This window comes from Bradyrhizobium sp. OK095 (assembly GCF_900109945.1).
Lineage (GTDB): Bacteria > Pseudomonadota > Alphaproteobacteria > Rhizobiales > Xanthobacteraceae > Bradyrhizobium.
Window position 1 is genome coordinate 234,041 of sequence record NZ_FOBX01000011.1, and the last position, 16,220, is coordinate 250,260.

The window sequence follows — 16,220 nt, forward strand, 5'->3', positions numbered from 1 at the left end:
GGTCGCGACTCAATAGCCCGTCAGCTCGAGATAGCCAACGCCGTTATGCGTGCCGGCAAAGCTGATCGGCCCCTCCCAATAGGAGAAGCCGGTCCCCATCCAGGCTTTTGGGTTGATCGGCTTGCAGGAAATCGAGAAGGACCGCGAGGGTATCGCGATCTGCCATTCGACCGGCAGCTTGCGACCCGCGACCTCGGTGGTCGCCTTCGGAATCATCTGGATGTCGCCACCCGCAATCATCTGCGTATCGCCGGCGGCGCTGATCCAGTTACCGAACGGATAGTCCTTGCCGTCCTTCTGGCGCAGCCGGTACAGCATCAGCTTGTCGCCGGATGAAAGATGCAGCGACAGCCAGTCCCAGCCGGTCTGATCGGCGTCGAGCGGCTGGCTGCTCCATTCGCGATCCATCCATGCCTGCCCGGAGACGTCGACAGGCTTGTCGTCGATGGTGAGCGTGCCGCGTGCGCGGTAGAACGGCTGACTGTAATAATAGGAGGCTTGCCCGCGCTCGGACTTGCGGCTGAAGCCGCGGTCGCCTTGCAGCACCACCGGACGATCGGCCTCTAACGTCAGCGCATAGCTGAAGTCGGCGCCGGAGGCCTTCAGCGTGACCGGCGCCAGGGCGCGATCGTCGGTGCGTTCAAAACTCTTCATCTCCCAATCGTCGATCCACGCCGCAAATGGCTTTGCTTCGACGCCGGCTTGTCCAATCCCGCCGCGCGAAAACACTTCGCTGAAGCGGTGCGTGTCGGCGCGCGTCACCGCGGCATGCGCCATCCAGATTTGCTGATTGGCCCAGCCTTCGCCTTGCGGCCCCGGCTGCGTTGCCTGACGGAACAACGTCCATTGCAGGCCGCAAGCCGCGCCGCTGCTATCTGTGAGATTCGCCGTGAGATACCACCACTCGATGCGAAACTCCGGATGCGGTCCGTGATCCGCCGGAAAGGCGAATGTCTTTCCCGGCGTCACCTTCGCAAAGCCGTCGGCGGTCTCACCGAGCCCGGCATATCCTTGCGCGGCAGCGCGCCGCGTAAGAGCGAGCGCCGCGATTCCGCCGGCGACGGCGCGCCGCGATATCCTGTCAGCGCTCATTTGCAAACACCTTGACGAGGCTTGCCGGCTGCATCCGCGCCAGCCGTATCGTCGGCAGCAGTGCTGCAAGCAGCGAAGCGATCAGCGCGACTGCAACCAGCTCGGCCAGTTGCAGTGGAAACACATGGAACGGCAGCCGCCAGCCGAACGCTTTGACGTTCACGATCGCGATCAGGCACCACGCCACTAACAGCCCGAGCGGCACCGCCAGCAGCGAAGTGAACAGCGCGACCGACAGCGTCTTGGTCAACTCGATCGCGGCAAGGCGCGGCCGCGTGATGCCGATCGCCCAGAGCGGCGCCAACTGCGGCAGGCGCGAATTCGCCAGCGTCAAGAGGCTGGTCAGAAGCGCGATGCCCGCGACGCCGAGCGTAAACGCATTCAAAGCGGAAGTGACTGCAAAAGTCCGGTTGAAGATGCGGATCGATTCCGCCTTCACCGTCGCCTGGTCGGCCACGCTGCGGTCGTCGAGTGCGAACTGCTTTTGCAGCGCCGCAATCAGGCCGGGGATATTCTGCTTTGCGACGATGAGGCCGATCCGCGTCTGCGGCGTCTGCGGAAAATGCCGGATCAGCGCCGCGACATTCACCGCGAGCTGTCCCTTGGGATTACCGTAATCGGCATAGATGCCGACGATATCGAGCTCCCAGGTCCCGCCCGGCGCCGGCACTTCGATGACATCGCCGACGCGGACGTTGAGGCGACGGCTCAGCTGCTCGCTGATGAAGGCGGCATTGCCCGGCACAAGTTGCGTCCAGGCACGTGGCGCGGTCTCCAGCAGCGGCCAGCGTTCGCGATAGAGCGCGTGATCGGGCAGGCCGAGCAACTCGACCGGCTGACCCTGCACCTGTGTCTCGGCACGTCCGCCCGACAGGATCGCCTGCACATCGCTGCGCTCCTTCAGCCAGTTGCGGATCGTAACGCCCTGCGCATTGTCGGAAGCGCTGATGTAGACATCAGCCGCGAGCCGCCCGTTGAGCCAGCCGATAAAGGTGCGGCTAAAGGTTTCCACCATGGTGGACACCCCGACATTGACGGCGAGCGCAAGCAGCAGCGCCATCAGCGCGAGCGACAATCCCGAGAGTTGCTGCCGGCTGTCCGCCCAGAACCACAGCGACAGCGGTCCTTTTGCGCAGCGCTGGCCCACGAGCAGGATGATCTCGAGGAACGCCGGCAGGATCAGCGCCGCGCCAAGCATCAGCGCGGCCAGCACGCCAAAACCTGCGATCAGCGATTGTCCGTATTGAAGCAGCAGCAGCGCGACCACGAACACCATGCAGGCCGCAGCGCTTTGCAGGATCAGCCAGCGGCGCTGCCGCTGCTGCCAGGCGTGCGGCTGCGCGGTCGCCAGCACCGGCATCCGGATCGCCTTGATCAGACTGGTCGCCGCCGCTACCATCGCGCCGGCGATGCTGATGCCGATGCCGGCGAGCCACCATTCCGGTTGCAGCGTGAGCTGCCCCGGGATCTGCGCGCCATAGAGCCCGCGCAGTGACGCCGCGACGTCGGGCAACAGCGCTGCCGCGATGAAATAGCCGCAGACGAGCCCGATCAGGCCCGCGACGAGTGCCAGCGCCACCAGCTCGACCACCAGCACCGTGTTGACCAGCCGCGCCGAGGCGCCGCAGGCCCGCAACGTCCGCAGCATCGGCAGCCGTTGCTCGAAGGCGAGGCCGACGGCCGAGTTGACGATGAACAGGCCGACGAAGAACGACAGCAGGCCGAAGGCGGAGAGGTTGAGATGGAAACTGTCGGTGAGGCGTTCCAGCTCCGTCTCCGCATTTGGCTCGACCCGCTGCAGCTGCTCGCCGACGATGCTTGCGAGCGGCGCCGGCTTGCCCTTCGGCTTGCCGATCAGAAGCCGCGACACCTGATCCGGCTTGTTCAGGAGACGCTGCGCCATGCCGATATCCACGACGAGAACGTTGGGGACGAGCTGCGGCAGCACGCGCAGCGGCGGCAGTTTTGCGCCGCTGCTGATCGGTGGCGCAGCACCTTCCGGCTCCTGCAAATCGTTCAGCGTTTCCCGGGCCACCAGCGTCTGGCCGGGCGGGGCAACGAAACTGCCCAGATCCGAAGCACCGAGGCGCGGTGCGTTGCCGATTTCGGCCGGCATCGTCACCGGCTCGACGCCGAGCAGCCGCACCGAGCGGCCGTTGACCTGGATGCGGCCCTCCAGCATCGGCGAAACCGGCCAGCCCGCACGGCGGAGCTTGACGAACAGCTCTTGCGAAAAGGTCGCCGCGTCAGGCGCGACCAGCATCGCGGTGCGCACCCCGCCAAAGGTCGCAGCGGCGCGGTCATAGGCGTTGCGGGCCTGCTGGTTGATCGCCTGCACGCCGCTCCACAATGCAGTTGCCGCGATCAGCCCGATCAGCAGCGTTGCGAATTGCATCTTGTGCCGCCGCCAGTGGCTCAGGAGCACCGCGAGAACCCACAGCGCGCGCCTCATGCGATTCGTCCCGCATGCAAAGTGAGGTGGCGGTCGAGCGTGCCGGCCAGATGCAGGCTGTGCGTCACCATCAGGAAGCCGCAGCCGGTCCGCGCGACGAGGTCGCGGGCCAGCGCCAGCACGTTCTCGGCGGTAGCCTCATCGAGATTGCCGGTCGGCTCGTCCGCGAGCAGCAGCGACGGCTTGGTCGCCAGCGCCCGGCCGATCGCGACCCGTTGCTGCTGGCCGCCTGATAATTGCTCTGGATAACGTTTGAGGAGGTCGCCCAGTCCGAGCCGCTCGACCAGCTCCTTGGTCCAGGCTGCGTCCTGCCGGCCCGCGATCCTCGCCTGGAAGGCTAGATTGTCGGCGACCGACAGGCTCGGGATCAGGTTGAATTGCTGGAAAACCAGACCGATCCGGTTGCGCCGCAAGCCGGCGCGCCCTGCATCCGACAGCTTGGTGACCTCGGTCTCCTCCAGCCGGATCGATCCGGCGTCGGCGGCATCTAACCCCGCGATCAGGTGCAGCAGCGTGCTCTTGCCGCTGCCTGATTCGCCTGTGAGCGCGACGCGCTCGCCAGCCCTGAGGTCGAGGTCGACGCCACGAAGCACATGGACGGGTTCGCCGGCCGAGGAGAAGGCCTTGGAGAGATTTCGGATACTCAGCACGATGGATGGCGCCGGACGGAATTAACGGAAATGCTGCGTAGCACACTTGCTGCGGAAATGCCGGGGTTGCGTTGCCGTTCAAGCCGTTGTTAGCTTCACCAACGGCCAAATCATAAAAGTGCCAAAAAGACATACGGGGAGAACGATGAGCGCTCAGGGAACGCCGTCCATGACGGCCAAGACGGCAGGAACACCCAAGGCAACACCAAAGGGCGCCTGGACCGTCACGTTTCTGCTCTTTCTCTTCATGGTGGTGAACTTTGCGGACAAGATCGTCGTCGGCCTCGCCGGCGTGCCGATCATGACCGATCTGAAGCTCGAGCCGGAGCAGTTCGGCCTGCTCGGCTCCTCGTTCTTCATCCTGTTCTCGATCTCGGCCATCGTGGTCGGCTTCATCGTCAACAAGGTGCCGACGCGCTGGGTGCTGCTGACCTTGGCGGTGATCTGGGCGCTGGCGCAGTTTCCGATGGTCGGCACCGTCTCTTTCACCACGCTGTTGATCTGCCGCATCGTGCTCGGCGCGGGCGAAGGCCCGGCCTTCTCGGTTGCCGCGCACGCCATCTACAAATGGTTCCCGGACGAGAAGCGCACGCTGCCGACCGCGATCCTGTCGCAGGGCTCGGCCTTCGGCGTGATCCTCGCCGTGCCGGCGCTGAATTGGGTCATCGTCAATCACTCATGGCACTACGCCTTCGGCGCGCTCGGCGTCGCCGGTCTGATCTGGGTCTGTGCCTGGCTCACCTTCGGCAAGGAGGGCCCGCTCGAGGACACGCAGGCTCTCGCCGCCACTGAGCCGCAAATCCCCTATTTGCAGCTTCTGACCTCCCGCACCTTCCTTGGCTGCGTGATCGCGACGTTCGGCGCCTATTGGGCGCTGTCGCTCGGTCTCACCTGGTTCACGCCCTTCATCATCAAGGGCCTTGGTTTCTCGCAGAGCCAGGCCGGCTTCGTCTCGATCCTGCCCTGGGTGTTCGGTGCCACCATCGTCATGATCACGGGCTGGGTCTCGCAGGTGATGATGGCGCGCGGTTACACCACGCGCATCTCGCGCGGCGTGCTCGGCTCGGTGCCGCTGATCCTCGGCGGCCTGATCCTGGCGACGATGCCGCATGTGCAGGGTGCCGGTCTGCAGATCGCGCTGCTCGTGGTCGGCTCGGGCCTGTGCGGCGCGATCTATGTCGTTTGCCCGCCGATGCTCGGCGAGTTTACCCCGGCCTCGCAGCGCGGTGCGGTCATCGCCATCTATGGCGCGCTCTACACGCTTTCGGGCATCATCGCGCCGATGGTGATGGGCACCGTGATCCAACGCGCCGGCAACATGGTCGACGGCTACATGACCGGCTTCACCATCAACGCCGTGGTGATGGTCGGCTCCGGTGTCATCGGCCTGCTGCTGCTCTGGCCGAACACGGAAAAGGCCCGGCTGACGCGCGGTGCTGCCGCGACGCAGCCTGCCCCGCTGAAGGGCGCGGTGTCGCCGACGTAGGGGGCGCTGGCTTACCCTCCTCCAGGAGGGTAAGTGGCAGTCGCTCGTCAATTCATCCCCTGCGCGCCCCGAATCAACTTCCCGGGCCGTCGTCCCGTGGCCTCACCCTGCCGCCGCGTCACCACGCCCGAGACGATCGTTGCCTCATAGCCGTCGACATCCTGCAACAGCCGGCGCCCGCCGACCGGCAGATCGTAATGCACCTTCGGCGGATGCAGATGCAGGCGGTCATAGTCGATCAAATTGACGTCGGCTTTGTAGCCCGGGGCAATCAATCCGCGATCGGTGAGGCCGACCGAGAGCGCGGTCTTGCGCGACTGTGCCGCGATCACGAAGGGAATCGTGAGCTTCTCGCCGCGGGTGCGGTCGCGGGTCCAGTGCGTCAGCAGATAGGTCGGGAAGCTGGCATCGCAGATGATGCCGCAATGCGCGCCGCCGTCGGACAGGCCCGGCACCGATTGCGGATCGATCAGCATCTCGCGCGTCGCATCGAGATTGCCGTCGGCATAATTGAGGAACGGCACGTAGAGCATGCCGCGACCTTCGTCCGAGAGCATCGCATCATAGGCAAGCTCCTCCGGCTGCCGGCCCTGCTTGCGCGCCTGCGGGCCCAGCGCGTTCTCTGGCGGCTGCTCATAATCGGGGGGATCGCCGAGCAAAAACATCTTGTCGTAGTTGGGACGGAAGAACAGCGGATCGTCGGTTGCGGTCGCCGTCTCGCTCAGGATCGCCTTGCGCACTTCGGATTGATGCAGCCGGGCGAGCCGCTCCTTCAGCGGCAGATGCGCGATCGCCTTGTAGCTCGGATGGGTCTGGAACGGGTTTCGCGAGAGCTCGAGACCAAGCAAGAGCCCAACGGGACGCGCCGCGATCTGCGCGGTGATGGAGAGGCCGCGTTTCGCCGCCGCGTTGATCTCGTCCAGCGTCTGGCGCCAGCGGTTTGGCGCCTTGTCGTTCTGCGTGATCGAGAACGAGATCGGGCACTTCGTGCTGTCCGCCACCCGCAGCATCATCGGCAGATCTTCGTGGAGGGTCGAGAGATCGAGCACGAATTGCAGCACGCTGCGGCCCTGGCTGTGCATCGCGCCGGCAATCGCGGTGAGCTCGTCCTCGCCTGCCTTCAGCGTCGGCGTGAAATCGCCCGTGGATGTGCGGTGATTGAGCGTGCGCGAGGTCGAGAAGCCGAGCGCGCCGGAGCGGACCGCCTCGCCCGCGAGTTTTGCCATCGCCGCGTTGTCTTCGCCGGTCGAGGGATCGCGGCGCGCACCGCGCTCGCCCATGACATAGACCCGCAGCGCCGCATGCGGCAGTTGCGCGCCGACATCGATGTCGAAATCGCGCTTTGACAGCCAGTCCATGTAATCCGGAAAACTTTCCCAGGCCCAGGGAATGCCGGCGCTCAGCACCGGCTCGGGAATGTCCTCGACGCCTTCCATCAGCTGGATCAGGCGGGTGTGGTCGACAGGCTTGCACGGCGCAAAGCCGACGCCGCAATTGCCCATGATCGCCGTGGTGACGCCGTTCTGCGACGACGGCGTGATGTCCTGGCTCCAGGTGACTTGCCCGTCGTAATGGGTGTGGACGTCGACGAAGCCCGGCGTCACCAGTTTTCCGCGCGCGTCGATTTCTTCGGCGCCCTTGGCCGCGACCTTCCCGACTTCGCTGATCCGGCCGCCAATGATGGCGACGTCAGCCTCGAACAGCTCGCCGCCGCTTCCGTCCGCGACAGTGCCGCCGCGGATCACGAGATCTGGGATGCTCATGGTGTTTCTTCCCGCTTTGTTGTTTTGCTTGGGCGCATTTTCGGGCGCGCCAGCGCAGTGTCAACCGCGGGGAAGTGCGCTCAGGGTTGCGTGGCAGCCTTGGCTGGCTTCCGCTCCGTGAACGGCGACAGCACCACGGTCGCGAGCATGAAGATCACGGAGGCCCCGAACACCCAGTGCGGCGCGCTCTGGTCCATGATCCAGCCGAACAGCAGCGGGCTGACGATGCCGCCGAGATTGAAGCCGGTGGAGACGATGCCGAAGGCGCGGCCGGCTGCACCGGCAGGCGCGGCATTACGTACCAGCATGTCGCGCGATGGCGCGATCACGCCGGAGAGGAAGCCTGCGGTTGCCATCGTCGCGGTCAAGGCCCAGCCCGGCAATGTCACCAACGCGATCAAAAGCACGATTCCCGCGTTCGCGGCAAAGCAGGCCGCCGCGACATAGCCGTGATGCTCGGTGTGGTCGGCGAGGAAGCCGCCCGCGAGCACGCCCGCGGCGCTGGCGCCGAGGAACGCGGTGAGCGCGACGTTGGCGACGGAATAGGTTGTGCCGTAGCCGCTCATCAGCGCGACCACGCCGAAATTGTTGATGCCGGCGACCGACAGGCTGAGCAGCATGAACAGCGCAGTCAGCGTGATCAGCGCCGGCGTGATGACGGCCTGCTTCGGTGCGTTTTCGTTGCCCGGCTTTTTCTTATGCGCACCGGTCTCGGGGATGCCGATGGCCACCAGCAGCAGCGCCACCAGAATGGCGATCGCGCCCGCTGCGATCAATGCGCCGGCGCCGCCCGACACCGTGACCAGCGCGGCCACGATCGCCGGCGTCACGGCGCCGCCGAAATAGCCGGCAAAGGTGTGGATCGAGAAGGCGCGGCCCATCCGCGCCTCGTCCATGTGCTCGGCCAGGATCGCGTAATCCGCGGGGTGATAGACGCTGTTGGCGAGCCCCAGCAGCACGGCGCAGGCGATCAGCGAGGCGTAGCTCAGATGGAGGCCGAGCAGGATCAGCGCCAGCCCGCCGAGCGTGAGCCCAACCAGCAGGATTTTTCGCGCGCCAAAATGGTCGACGAGATAGCCGGTCGGCGCCTGCGTCAGGCCGGAGACGACGGCGAGGGTGGTGAGCGCGAAGCCGAGCTCGACATAACCGACGCCAAGCCTGTCCTTCAGGAACGGGAACAGCATCGGCAGCACCAGCAGATGGAAATGGCTGACCCAATGCGCGATCGAGATTCCGGTCAGCGTGCGTAGCGCGCTGTCCGCCCTGCCTTGTTGCGGTGCGGCGAGAACGTCGACCATTGCAGTTCCGTTTCACATCCCCTCAGGGACGCGCAAACTATCGGGGAGAGCGGTTATTTGTCCATGAACGCAGGCGCATGGCAGGTAGCGTGACCAGGACCTGCCACCCCTCACAACGGCTCGTCGTCGTTGCCATAGCGGTCGCGCTTCGGCGTCGCCATGTCGCCATCCTCATAATCGTCGTCGATCTCGCGCGGGGGCGGCGGCTGCCTTGACTTGTCTTCAGCCGTCTTCGTCTTGGGCGGGGCGGTTTTTGGCGGTTCGCTCGGCTTGGTCTTGGCCATGGCTGGTCCCGGATGGTGATGCGTCATCCGCTTCTACCCGGAAAATATGTGCGGTTCCTGACTTATCTCAAGGGCCCTCAGCGAAGCCGTCAGTGCATCACAGGTCCGCCCGCCTTCTTCCAGGCATCGATGCCGCCGGCGATATGGGCGGTGCTGGTAAGGCCGGCTTCCTTCGCAGCCGCAACCGCCATCGCCGAGCGTTCGCCGAAGGCGCAGAAGAACACGACACGGCGCCCCGTCGCGGCCGCGACCTCGCGCAGCATGCCGCCGGGCTTCAGGCTCTCCTCGACGCTGGGATAGGGCGTGTGCAGCGCACCTTCGAGCATGCCGTGCTTGGCGCGCTCGTTGCTCTCGCGCAGATCGACCAGCAAAATGTCGGGCCGGCCGAGCGATCGGATCGCCTCGACCGCGCTGAGCGCGCGGCCTTCCTTCTCCAGCTCTTCCTGATGCAAGCCGACCCGCATGTTGGCGGGCACCGCCACGTCCATCATCTTCGGGTTGGGCAGCTTCAGACTGGCCATCAGCTCGACGTATTGCTCGACCGAGCGCACCTGGAGCCGCGGATTGTAGCGCTTCTCCTCGCCGATGGTGGAGACGGTGTCGCCCTTGTAGTCATGCGCGGGGAATACCATCGTCTCGTCCGGCAGCTTGAGCAGCCGATTGAAGATCGAATCGTACTGCGCGCGCGAAGAACCGTTCTGGAAATCGGTGCGGCCGGTGCCGCGGATCAAGAGCGTATCGCCGGTGAAGACGCGGTCGCCCATCAGATAGGAATAGGAATCGTCGGTGTGGCCCGGCGTGTACATCACGTCGAGCGACAGGCCCTCGATCGTCACCTTGTCGCCGTCAGCGACTCGCATGGCCACCACGTCGGCCTTGGTCTGGTCGCCCATCACGGTCATGCAATGGGTGCGGTCGCGCAGCTCGCCGAGCCCGGTGACGTGGTCGGCATGCAGATGGGTGTCGACGGCCTTGACCAGCTTGAGGTCGAGCTCGCGCAGCAACTGGCAATAGCGGTCGACCTTCTCCAGCACTGGATCGAGGATCAGCGCCTCGCCGCCGGGGCGGCTGGCGAGGACGTAGCTGTAAGTGCCCGAAACGCTGTCGAAGAGCTGGCGGAAGATCATGGCAAGACCCGGCGTGGAACCAATTTCGAGGATTCTACTACGCCGGAGACTATAAAGAGAAGCAATCTACTGTGAATACAAGAAAATTTAGAAGATTTTTATTGCGGGGCAGTGGCTCAGACTACGGCCTCACCAATGTGTACCCATTCTCCGCTAGAAACAGGATCTGCCCGACGCCGACCTGCACCGGCGTCGCCGTGGGAATGAACTCAGGCCGCTTGCCCGTCTCCCGCTCGATCGTGTCGACGGTGTTGAGGCAGATGTCGAACCGCACGCCCTGCGCGATCAGGCTCTCAACCTGCCGGCGGCGCTCGTTGCCTGACAACAGCAAATCGACGCCGGGACCGAACGCGACCACTTCGATCGCAACTTTGTCGGGGTCGTAAGCCTTCAGCAGATTGTTTGCGACGCTCAGCACCAGCGCCTGCTTCTTCGCATCGCCGTCGGAGAGCTGAAGCACGATCTTGTGCTCGGCGAACGGCTTGTCCTGGAACGGCACCTGCTGCGCCGAGGCCATTGGCATCGCGGCGAAGGCGAGCAGCGCCAGCATCAGCGCGGAAAAGATCTGCGACCGCATCATCCTATCCCGCAATGCCCGGGTTGTCCTCGACGCCCTTCAGCGTGACGCCGGTGCCGAGCCGCTCCTGAAACATCCGCCCCGAGCGCAAATATTTAGCGACGACATCCCACACCGGCGCGCCTTGCTGGCCGTTGACCGAGGCCCAGCCCGCGACCTTGTAGCGGTGGCTTGCGCTGAGCGTCTTGTCACCGTTGAGCTTCACGTCGGAGATACGGCTGCCGATCGCAGCAGTTGGCGTGCAGGTGTAGCTGAGCCCGCCGGCGCGCACCATGTCGCCGCCCTGCTGGTAATAGGGATCGGCGTTGAAGAGATTGTCGCAGATGTCTTCCAGCACGTTCTTGATGTCTGCCCCTAGCATCTCCTGCACATAGGTTTCGGGATAGGTGATCGCGGTTTCCGCGAGCACATCCTCCATGGTCAGCGCCTGGCCCGACAGCGCGGTGACGCCCCAGCGGAAACCCGGCGACAGCGCGATCTCCGCATCGAGCTCGGTACGGAGCGCGGTGCAGATCAGCTCGTCGACCGGGCCGGAGAAATTGCCGCGGCGATACAGCAGCCTGTCGGGCGTTGCGATCTTCTCCGCCCAGTCGGTCACATGCGGCGCGCGCAGCCGGCCGATCAGCTCGGCCATGGCGGGATCCGGCTTCAGCAGCTCGGAATAGACCGGCAGCAGATGATATCTGACATCGCCGAGCTTGCCCTTGTCGAGCGCGAGATCGAGCACGGCCACGAATTTTCCGTTGGAGCCGGCATTGGTGACGAGCGTCGTGCCGCCGGCGTTCTTCACGGGAATCGGCTGCGGTACGGCATCGTGGGTGTGGCCGCCGAGGATGACGTCGATGCCGGTGACGCGGCTTGCGAGCTTGAGGTCAACGTCCATGCCGTTGTGCGACAGCAGGATGACCGCATCGACCTTGTCCGCGCCGCGCAAGGCGTCGACATACTTCTGCAGCTCTTCCTCGCGGATGCCAAAGGTCCAGTCCGGCGTGAACCGTTTTGGGTGCGCGATCGGCACATAGGGGAAGGCCTGGCCAACGATCGCGACGCGATGGCCGCCGATCTCCCTGATCACGGAGGGCTTGAAGACGCGCCCGCTCGCCTTGTCGAAGGCGGCGGCATCGTTGAACGCGGCTTCCTCGGTCAGGAAAACGTTCTGCGCCAGGAACTCGCCCTTGAAGCGCTCGAGATTGTCGCGCAGTGCCTGCTCGCCATAGGTGAATTCCCAATGCCCGGTCATCGCCTCGATGCCGAGCAGATTGGCGACCTCGACCATGTCGCGGCCCTGCATGACGTTGGCGAGGCCCGTGCCCTGCCAGAGATCGCCACCGTCGAGGAGCAGCGAATTTCTCTCGCCGACATCGCCGCGCAGGCGGTCGACCAGCGTCTTCAGATGAGCAAAGCCGCCGAGCTTGCCGAAGCGGCCGGCGGACTTCTCGAACTCGAAGCAGGTGAACGCATAGGCATCGGCGCTGTCGGGCCGGATGCCGAACCGTTCGAGGAAGGCGCGGCCGACCAGATGCGGCGGCCGTCCAGCCATCTCGCCGATGCCGATATTGACGCTGGGCTCGCGGAAATAGACCGGGTTGAGCTGGGCATGCGTGTCGGTGATGTGCAGGATGCGCGCATTGCCGAACCGTTCGAGGTCGTAAATGCTGGCGGTCTCAGTGCCGCGCGCGAGCCGCGGCAGTCCGGCTGAGACGGCGGCAAATGCTGTATTCTTCAGGAAATCGCGGCGGCGGATCGCCATCTCGAATTCTCCGCCCCTCAATGATCGCTCGACTGTTTCAACAGGTTCAGTCTAGCGGATTTCCATCGCCTTCCACGCCTCTTTTTCAGACGTGGCCTGGAAGGTTGATGCTTTTGCCAGTGCCTCGGCCTCTTTCGCGGCGGCAATGGCGCGATCGAAATCGCCGCCGTCGCCCGCTTTTTTGGCGGCCGCCAGCGCCGATACGGTCACGGTCCATTGATTGCGCATGCCGGCTGCCTCCTTGGAAGCAGTCTCCGCAGCGGCATAGGCCGCTTTGTAATCCGCCTCGTTTGCCGCGCGCGCCGCTGGCGCCAGGCTCAATGCGAGCAGCATGGCCAAGGTAAGTGACCGCTTCATGGCCGCGCTCCCGGGCCTGAAATCGGCAGGCCGTTGGCGACGTAGGACAGGAAATATTCGACGTCGCGATATTCTTCCGCCTGCGGCTCCAGCGGAACCGCGCGGGTCTGGCTGTTGCAGGTGACGAAGCGGCGGCTGGTGGTGCCCATGCCGCTCCATTCGGAACGGTAGATCGGCATTGCGTTCAGAATGCCGAGCGCCGGCGCCAAAATCTCGGCGCGGATGCGCTGGCCCGGGCTCTGCACATGGCAGCTCGCGCAGGAGAAATTCAGCTGGCCGCGCCGGGTGTAGAAGTAGCGCTTGCCGTTCTCGAACGCTTCGAGGGCGCGGGGATCGTCGGGAATCCTGATGTCCATCGGCTTGCCGCGCGAGGTGAAGGCCATATAGGCCGTCAGAGAAGCCATCTCGTCCTTGACGTAGGAATAGGGCGCCTCGCCATTGGCCTCGCGGCAGCGGTTGAGCGCGAGCTCCAGCGTGACGACCTTGCCCTCCTTCTCGTCGAAATAAGGATAGGTCTGGCGGATGCCGATGCCGCCGTTCGGGAAGCAGTCGGCATAGGTCTTGCCGTTCTTGAATGGTGTCGCGAACATTTCCTTGCCGGCGTCGAGCGCGAACTCGTAGGGCGGGAATTCTTCCTTCTCCCGCCACTGCCGCTTCATGTCCTCGTTCATGGAATAAGGACCGTTGACGAAATCCTCGTGCTTCACATCAGGAAACTTCTGGAAGAAGAAGTTCTGGAACGCTTTGGCGTCAGTGACGGGATCGACCTTGTCGGCCGCGACCACGCGCGGCGAGGCGAAAGCGAACGCGACCAGCGCGGCGCCGAGCGAGCCAAGCAGGAGGGCGATGCGGGCTTTCATCACGCAATCTTCGCGGTGATCGTATCCGAGCCGCCCTTGTTGTCGGTCCAGGAGATCTTGAGATCATCGCCCTTCTTGGCGCCCTTGAAGCTGAACTTGACATAGGGGTCCTTGGAGACCGCGGTGCCCCAATTGGCGACAAAGACGTCCTTGCCGTTACATTCGAACTTCAGCTCCTGGATGTAGTGCGCAGGGATCAGCTCGCCCTTGGCATCCTTGACCAGGCCGGTGTCCATGGGGTGCTGGATCAGCGTCTGCACCTCGGTGATGTCGCCGTTGGATGTTGCGCGTACGCGAATGCTTGATGCCATCGGACCGATCCTCCTAACCGCCGCAGCCGCCGACGGTGACTTTCACTTCCTTGGTCGCGCTGTAGAGCTTGCCGTCGGCCTCCACGATCGCGGTCACGTTGCTGGTCTTGGCCATTTTCAGCCGGTTGGCGATACCAGGCAGCGTGCCGTCCGGAATCTTGTAGGAAGCAGCGAGCGCGTTCGGGTTCTCGGCCACGAAGAACGAGATCGAGGTCACCTTGTCGAGCGTCGTCGTCACCGAGATCGGCACCACGCCGCCATTCTCGGCGATCTCAGGCGCATCGAGCTTGACCTTGTCGGAGGGCTCGGCGGTCCTGCCGTAGAGCGCCTTGATCGCGTCGGCTTCGTTCTTCAGCTTGAACGCCTCTTCCGGATATTTGTCGTTAGCCGCTGCGAGCGCGGGAATCGCCGCGAACGGCAGATTGCCGAGGCCGAGCAGCGCGACCGTGGCTGCGCCCTGAATGATCAGGCGTCGCGTCGGATAAGAGCCGGTGGTGGTCATCAAAATCTCTCCTGCACAGTCTCTTGGCGTGCCTGACGTCACAGAGTTTGCAGGAAATCAACGATCGCGCTGATCTCCTGGTCGGTCAAAATCCTGTTACGACCGAACGGCGGCATCATGGTCTGCGGATTGCGCTTGGTCTCGTCGAAGATGATCGCGGCCAGCTCGTTGCGATCAGGGTATTTTGATTTGAGGTCCCTCAGCTCCGGGCCGATCGTACCCGGCAGGTCTCCGCCCTTGATGACGTGGCAGGTCAGGCAATTGCCCTTGCCGCGGTCGAAGGCGAGCCTCTCACCCTCGGCGACAGTGGATTGCGCCTGCGCGGAGCTTGCGGCAAGGCCGGCGGCGATGGCCAGCAGGATGGTCAGGACGGGTGTCCGGGGAAAGGCGGTCAAGGCGTCATTCCGAGGCGTTATGTCGATGATCTCGTTCGCGGAAATATAGTGCTCCAAAGCACAAAGGGCATCGCACAAAGGCCATCACCTGACAATGAAGACTATGCATGCGCCAAAATGGAGTTAATATCTTCCGCATTACAACTAAAGAGATTATTTGTTCGGCGGATTCGGGCCCGGGGTGCGGTGCGGGCCTGCTGTTTTGAGTGCGTTTGGGCGCTCGCGTTGCTTTTTATCTCGTTCTCGTTTTTCAAGGGGACTTCAATTGGCTGAATATGTCGTCGAATTTGGCAGGGACGGCGGACGGGTCGAGTCGGATGGACGGCTCGATGCGCCGGCATTTCATCGCAATCACGAGCCGCTCTGGGCGGCGCTGGACAAGCACCTCGCAGGCACCACCGGCAACGTGGTCGAGCTCGGCAGCGGAACCGGGCAGCACGTGGTTCATTTCGCCCGCCGCACGCCCGGCCTGATCTGGTGGCCGAGCGATCTCAATCAGCGCCACCTCAAGAGCATCGAGGCCTGGCGCGTTCATTCGGGCCTGGCAAACATCCGCTCGCCCTTGCGGATTGATCTCACGGCTCCCGACTGGTGCCTGGAGATGAAAAGCGGGCAGGCGCCGACAAGCCTTGCCGCATTGTTCTGTGCCAACGTCATCCACATCGCGCCTTGGAGCGTGGCCGAAGGCCTGTTCGCCGGCGCCGGCCGCTATCTGCGCGCCGACGGCAAGCTGTTCCTCTACGGCCCATTCAAGCGTGACGGCAAGCACACCGCGCTCAGCAACGCCGTGTTCGACACCTCCTTGCGCGAAGGCAATCCCGACTGGGGCGTGCGTGATATCAGCGACGTCGAGATACTCGCAAAGGCCGTGGGCCTTCGGTTGGTCGATACGATCGAGATGCCCGCGAACAATCTGACGCTGGTGTTCTCGCGCTAGCTACGCAGGAGGTGCGCTCCCTCCCCCCTTGCGGGGGAGGGCGGGGGAGAGGGGTAGCCCAGGAAACGGTCTATCCATCTGCGATCATGCCGCGCGCGCAAATCGAGAGAGTCCCTGTGTGGCACCCCTCTCCCTGCCCCTCCCCCGCAAGGCAGGGCTGTCCGGGGAATGATTCACTATGCCGCGGAGCATGCCCAGTTTAACCGGCATGAAGCCGGTACTTTCTGGTTGTCGAGACTCAGAAAGGGACCGGGCATGCGATTTAACGATAGCATTTTTGGCAAGCTCCTTGAACCGATCAATCGGCGGCAATTTCGAACGGCTGTGGATGGTGTGGACGGGGACGCCTACGACAAGTCGTTCACGAGCTGGGATCATT

17 protein-coding genes are annotated in these 16,220 nt (G+C 64.1%); 3 read left to right on the forward strand and 14 right to left on the reverse strand.

Going from position 1 to position 16,220, the window contains the following annotated elements:
- Positions 1-9 precede the first annotated feature (9 nt).
- The 3 genes from BMW89_RS27640 to BMW89_RS27650 are packed head-to-tail and all read right to left on the reverse strand — an operon-like array spanning position 10 to position 4,194.
- A complete protein-coding gene (locus tag BMW89_RS27640) occupies positions 10-1,092 on the reverse strand; it encodes a lipocalin-like domain-containing protein (protein ID WP_092030968.1) in 1,083 nt (360 codons plus the stop codon).
- Positions 1,082-3,544, reverse strand: a complete 2,463-nt coding sequence (locus tag BMW89_RS27645) for an ABC transporter permease (protein WP_092030971.1) — start codon at positions 3,542-3,544, stop codon at positions 1,082-1,084. The genes BMW89_RS27640 and BMW89_RS27645 overlap by 11 nt, the downstream gene beginning before the upstream one ends.
- Entirely contained in the window at positions 3,541-4,194 is a 654-nt protein-coding gene (locus BMW89_RS27650) for an ABC transporter ATP-binding protein (RefSeq protein WP_092030974.1), read from the reverse strand. Before BMW89_RS27650 ends, BMW89_RS27645 begins: the two co-directional genes overlap by 4 nt.
- Before the next feature lie 145 nt (positions 4,195-4,339).
- On the opposite strand from BMW89_RS27650, the gene BMW89_RS27655 reads away from it, so the two are divergent.
- Complete coding sequence (locus tag BMW89_RS27655; RefSeq protein ID WP_092030977.1) at positions 4,340-5,680, forward strand: MFS transporter; 1,341 nt, start codon at positions 4,340-4,342, stop codon at positions 5,678-5,680.
- 47 nt (positions 5,681-5,727) lie between these two features.
- Here the strand turns inward: BMW89_RS27655 and BMW89_RS27660 are convergent, their stop codons facing one another.
- The 11 genes from BMW89_RS27660 to soxX all read right to left on the reverse strand — a co-directional run bounded on the left by BMW89_RS27660 (position 5,728) and on the right by soxX (position 14,904).
- Positions 5,728-7,443 carry an N-acyl-D-amino-acid deacylase family protein gene (locus BMW89_RS27660; RefSeq protein ID WP_092030980.1) on the reverse strand — a complete coding sequence of 572 codons (1,716 nt, stop codon included), beginning with the start codon at positions 7,441-7,443 and terminating at the stop codon, positions 5,728-5,730.
- Between the two features lie 80 nt (positions 7,444-7,523).
- Positions 7,524-8,741 (reverse strand): MFS transporter, encoded by a 1,218-nt coding sequence (locus BMW89_RS27665; protein WP_092030982.1) that lies wholly within the window; start codon positions 8,739-8,741, stop codon positions 7,524-7,526.
- 110 nt (positions 8,742-8,851) lie between these two features.
- A complete protein-coding gene (locus BMW89_RS38090; protein ID WP_092030985.1) occupies positions 8,852-9,025 on the reverse strand; it encodes a hypothetical protein in 174 nt (57 codons plus the stop codon).
- A gap of 89 nt (positions 9,026-9,114) precedes the next feature.
- A complete protein-coding gene (locus BMW89_RS27675) occupies positions 9,115-10,152 on the reverse strand; it encodes an MBL fold metallo-hydrolase (protein WP_092030988.1) in 1,038 nt (345 codons plus the stop codon).
- Positions 10,153-10,273: 121 nt separating this feature from the next.
- Entirely contained in the window at positions 10,274-10,732 is a 459-nt protein-coding gene (locus tag BMW89_RS27680; RefSeq protein WP_092030991.1) for a DsrE family protein, read from the reverse strand.
- 1 nt (position 10,733) lies between these two features.
- The gene (soxB, locus tag BMW89_RS27685; protein ID WP_177196356.1) at positions 10,734-12,479 is read right to left on the reverse strand and encodes a thiosulfohydrolase SoxB; all 1,746 of its coding nucleotides are present in this window, start codon (positions 12,477-12,479) and stop codon (positions 10,734-10,736) included.
- A gap of 51 nt (positions 12,480-12,530) precedes the next feature.
- Complete coding sequence (locus tag BMW89_RS27690; protein ID WP_092030997.1) at positions 12,531-12,836, reverse strand: hypothetical protein; 306 nt, start codon at positions 12,834-12,836, stop codon at positions 12,531-12,533.
- Entirely contained in the window at positions 12,833-13,696 is an 864-nt protein-coding gene (gene soxA / locus BMW89_RS27695; RefSeq protein ID WP_177196357.1) for a sulfur oxidation c-type cytochrome SoxA, read from the reverse strand. Before soxA ends, BMW89_RS27690 begins: the two co-directional genes overlap by 4 nt.
- Positions 13,696-14,007: a thiosulfate oxidation carrier complex protein SoxZ gene (gene soxZ / locus BMW89_RS27700; protein WP_092031002.1), complete on the reverse strand. Its 312-nt coding sequence runs from the start codon at positions 14,005-14,007 to the stop codon at positions 13,696-13,698. Before soxZ ends, soxA begins: the two co-directional genes overlap by 1 nt.
- A gap of 13 nt (positions 14,008-14,020) precedes the next feature.
- On the reverse strand, positions 14,021-14,512 hold the full coding sequence (gene soxY, locus BMW89_RS27705) for a thiosulfate oxidation carrier protein SoxY (protein ID WP_092031004.1): 492 nt from the start codon (positions 14,510-14,512) through the stop codon (positions 14,021-14,023).
- Positions 14,513-14,547: 35 nt separating this feature from the next.
- Positions 14,548-14,904 (reverse strand): sulfur oxidation c-type cytochrome SoxX, encoded by a 357-nt coding sequence (gene soxX, locus BMW89_RS27710; protein WP_092031042.1) that lies wholly within the window; start codon positions 14,902-14,904, stop codon positions 14,548-14,550.
- 265 nt (positions 14,905-15,169) lie between these two features.
- Between soxX and BMW89_RS27715 the strand changes: the two genes are divergently transcribed.
- Together BMW89_RS27715 and BMW89_RS27720 are read left to right on the forward strand one after the other, a co-directional pair.
- Positions 15,170-15,841 carry a DUF938 domain-containing protein gene (locus tag BMW89_RS27715; protein ID WP_092031006.1) on the forward strand — a complete coding sequence of 224 codons (672 nt, stop codon included), beginning with the start codon at positions 15,170-15,172 and terminating at the stop codon, positions 15,839-15,841.
- Between the two features lie 168 nt (positions 15,842-16,009).
- The coding region (locus BMW89_RS27720; protein WP_143062837.1) for a DUF4372 domain-containing protein at positions 16,010-16,220 on the forward strand (211 nt) is incomplete at its 3' end.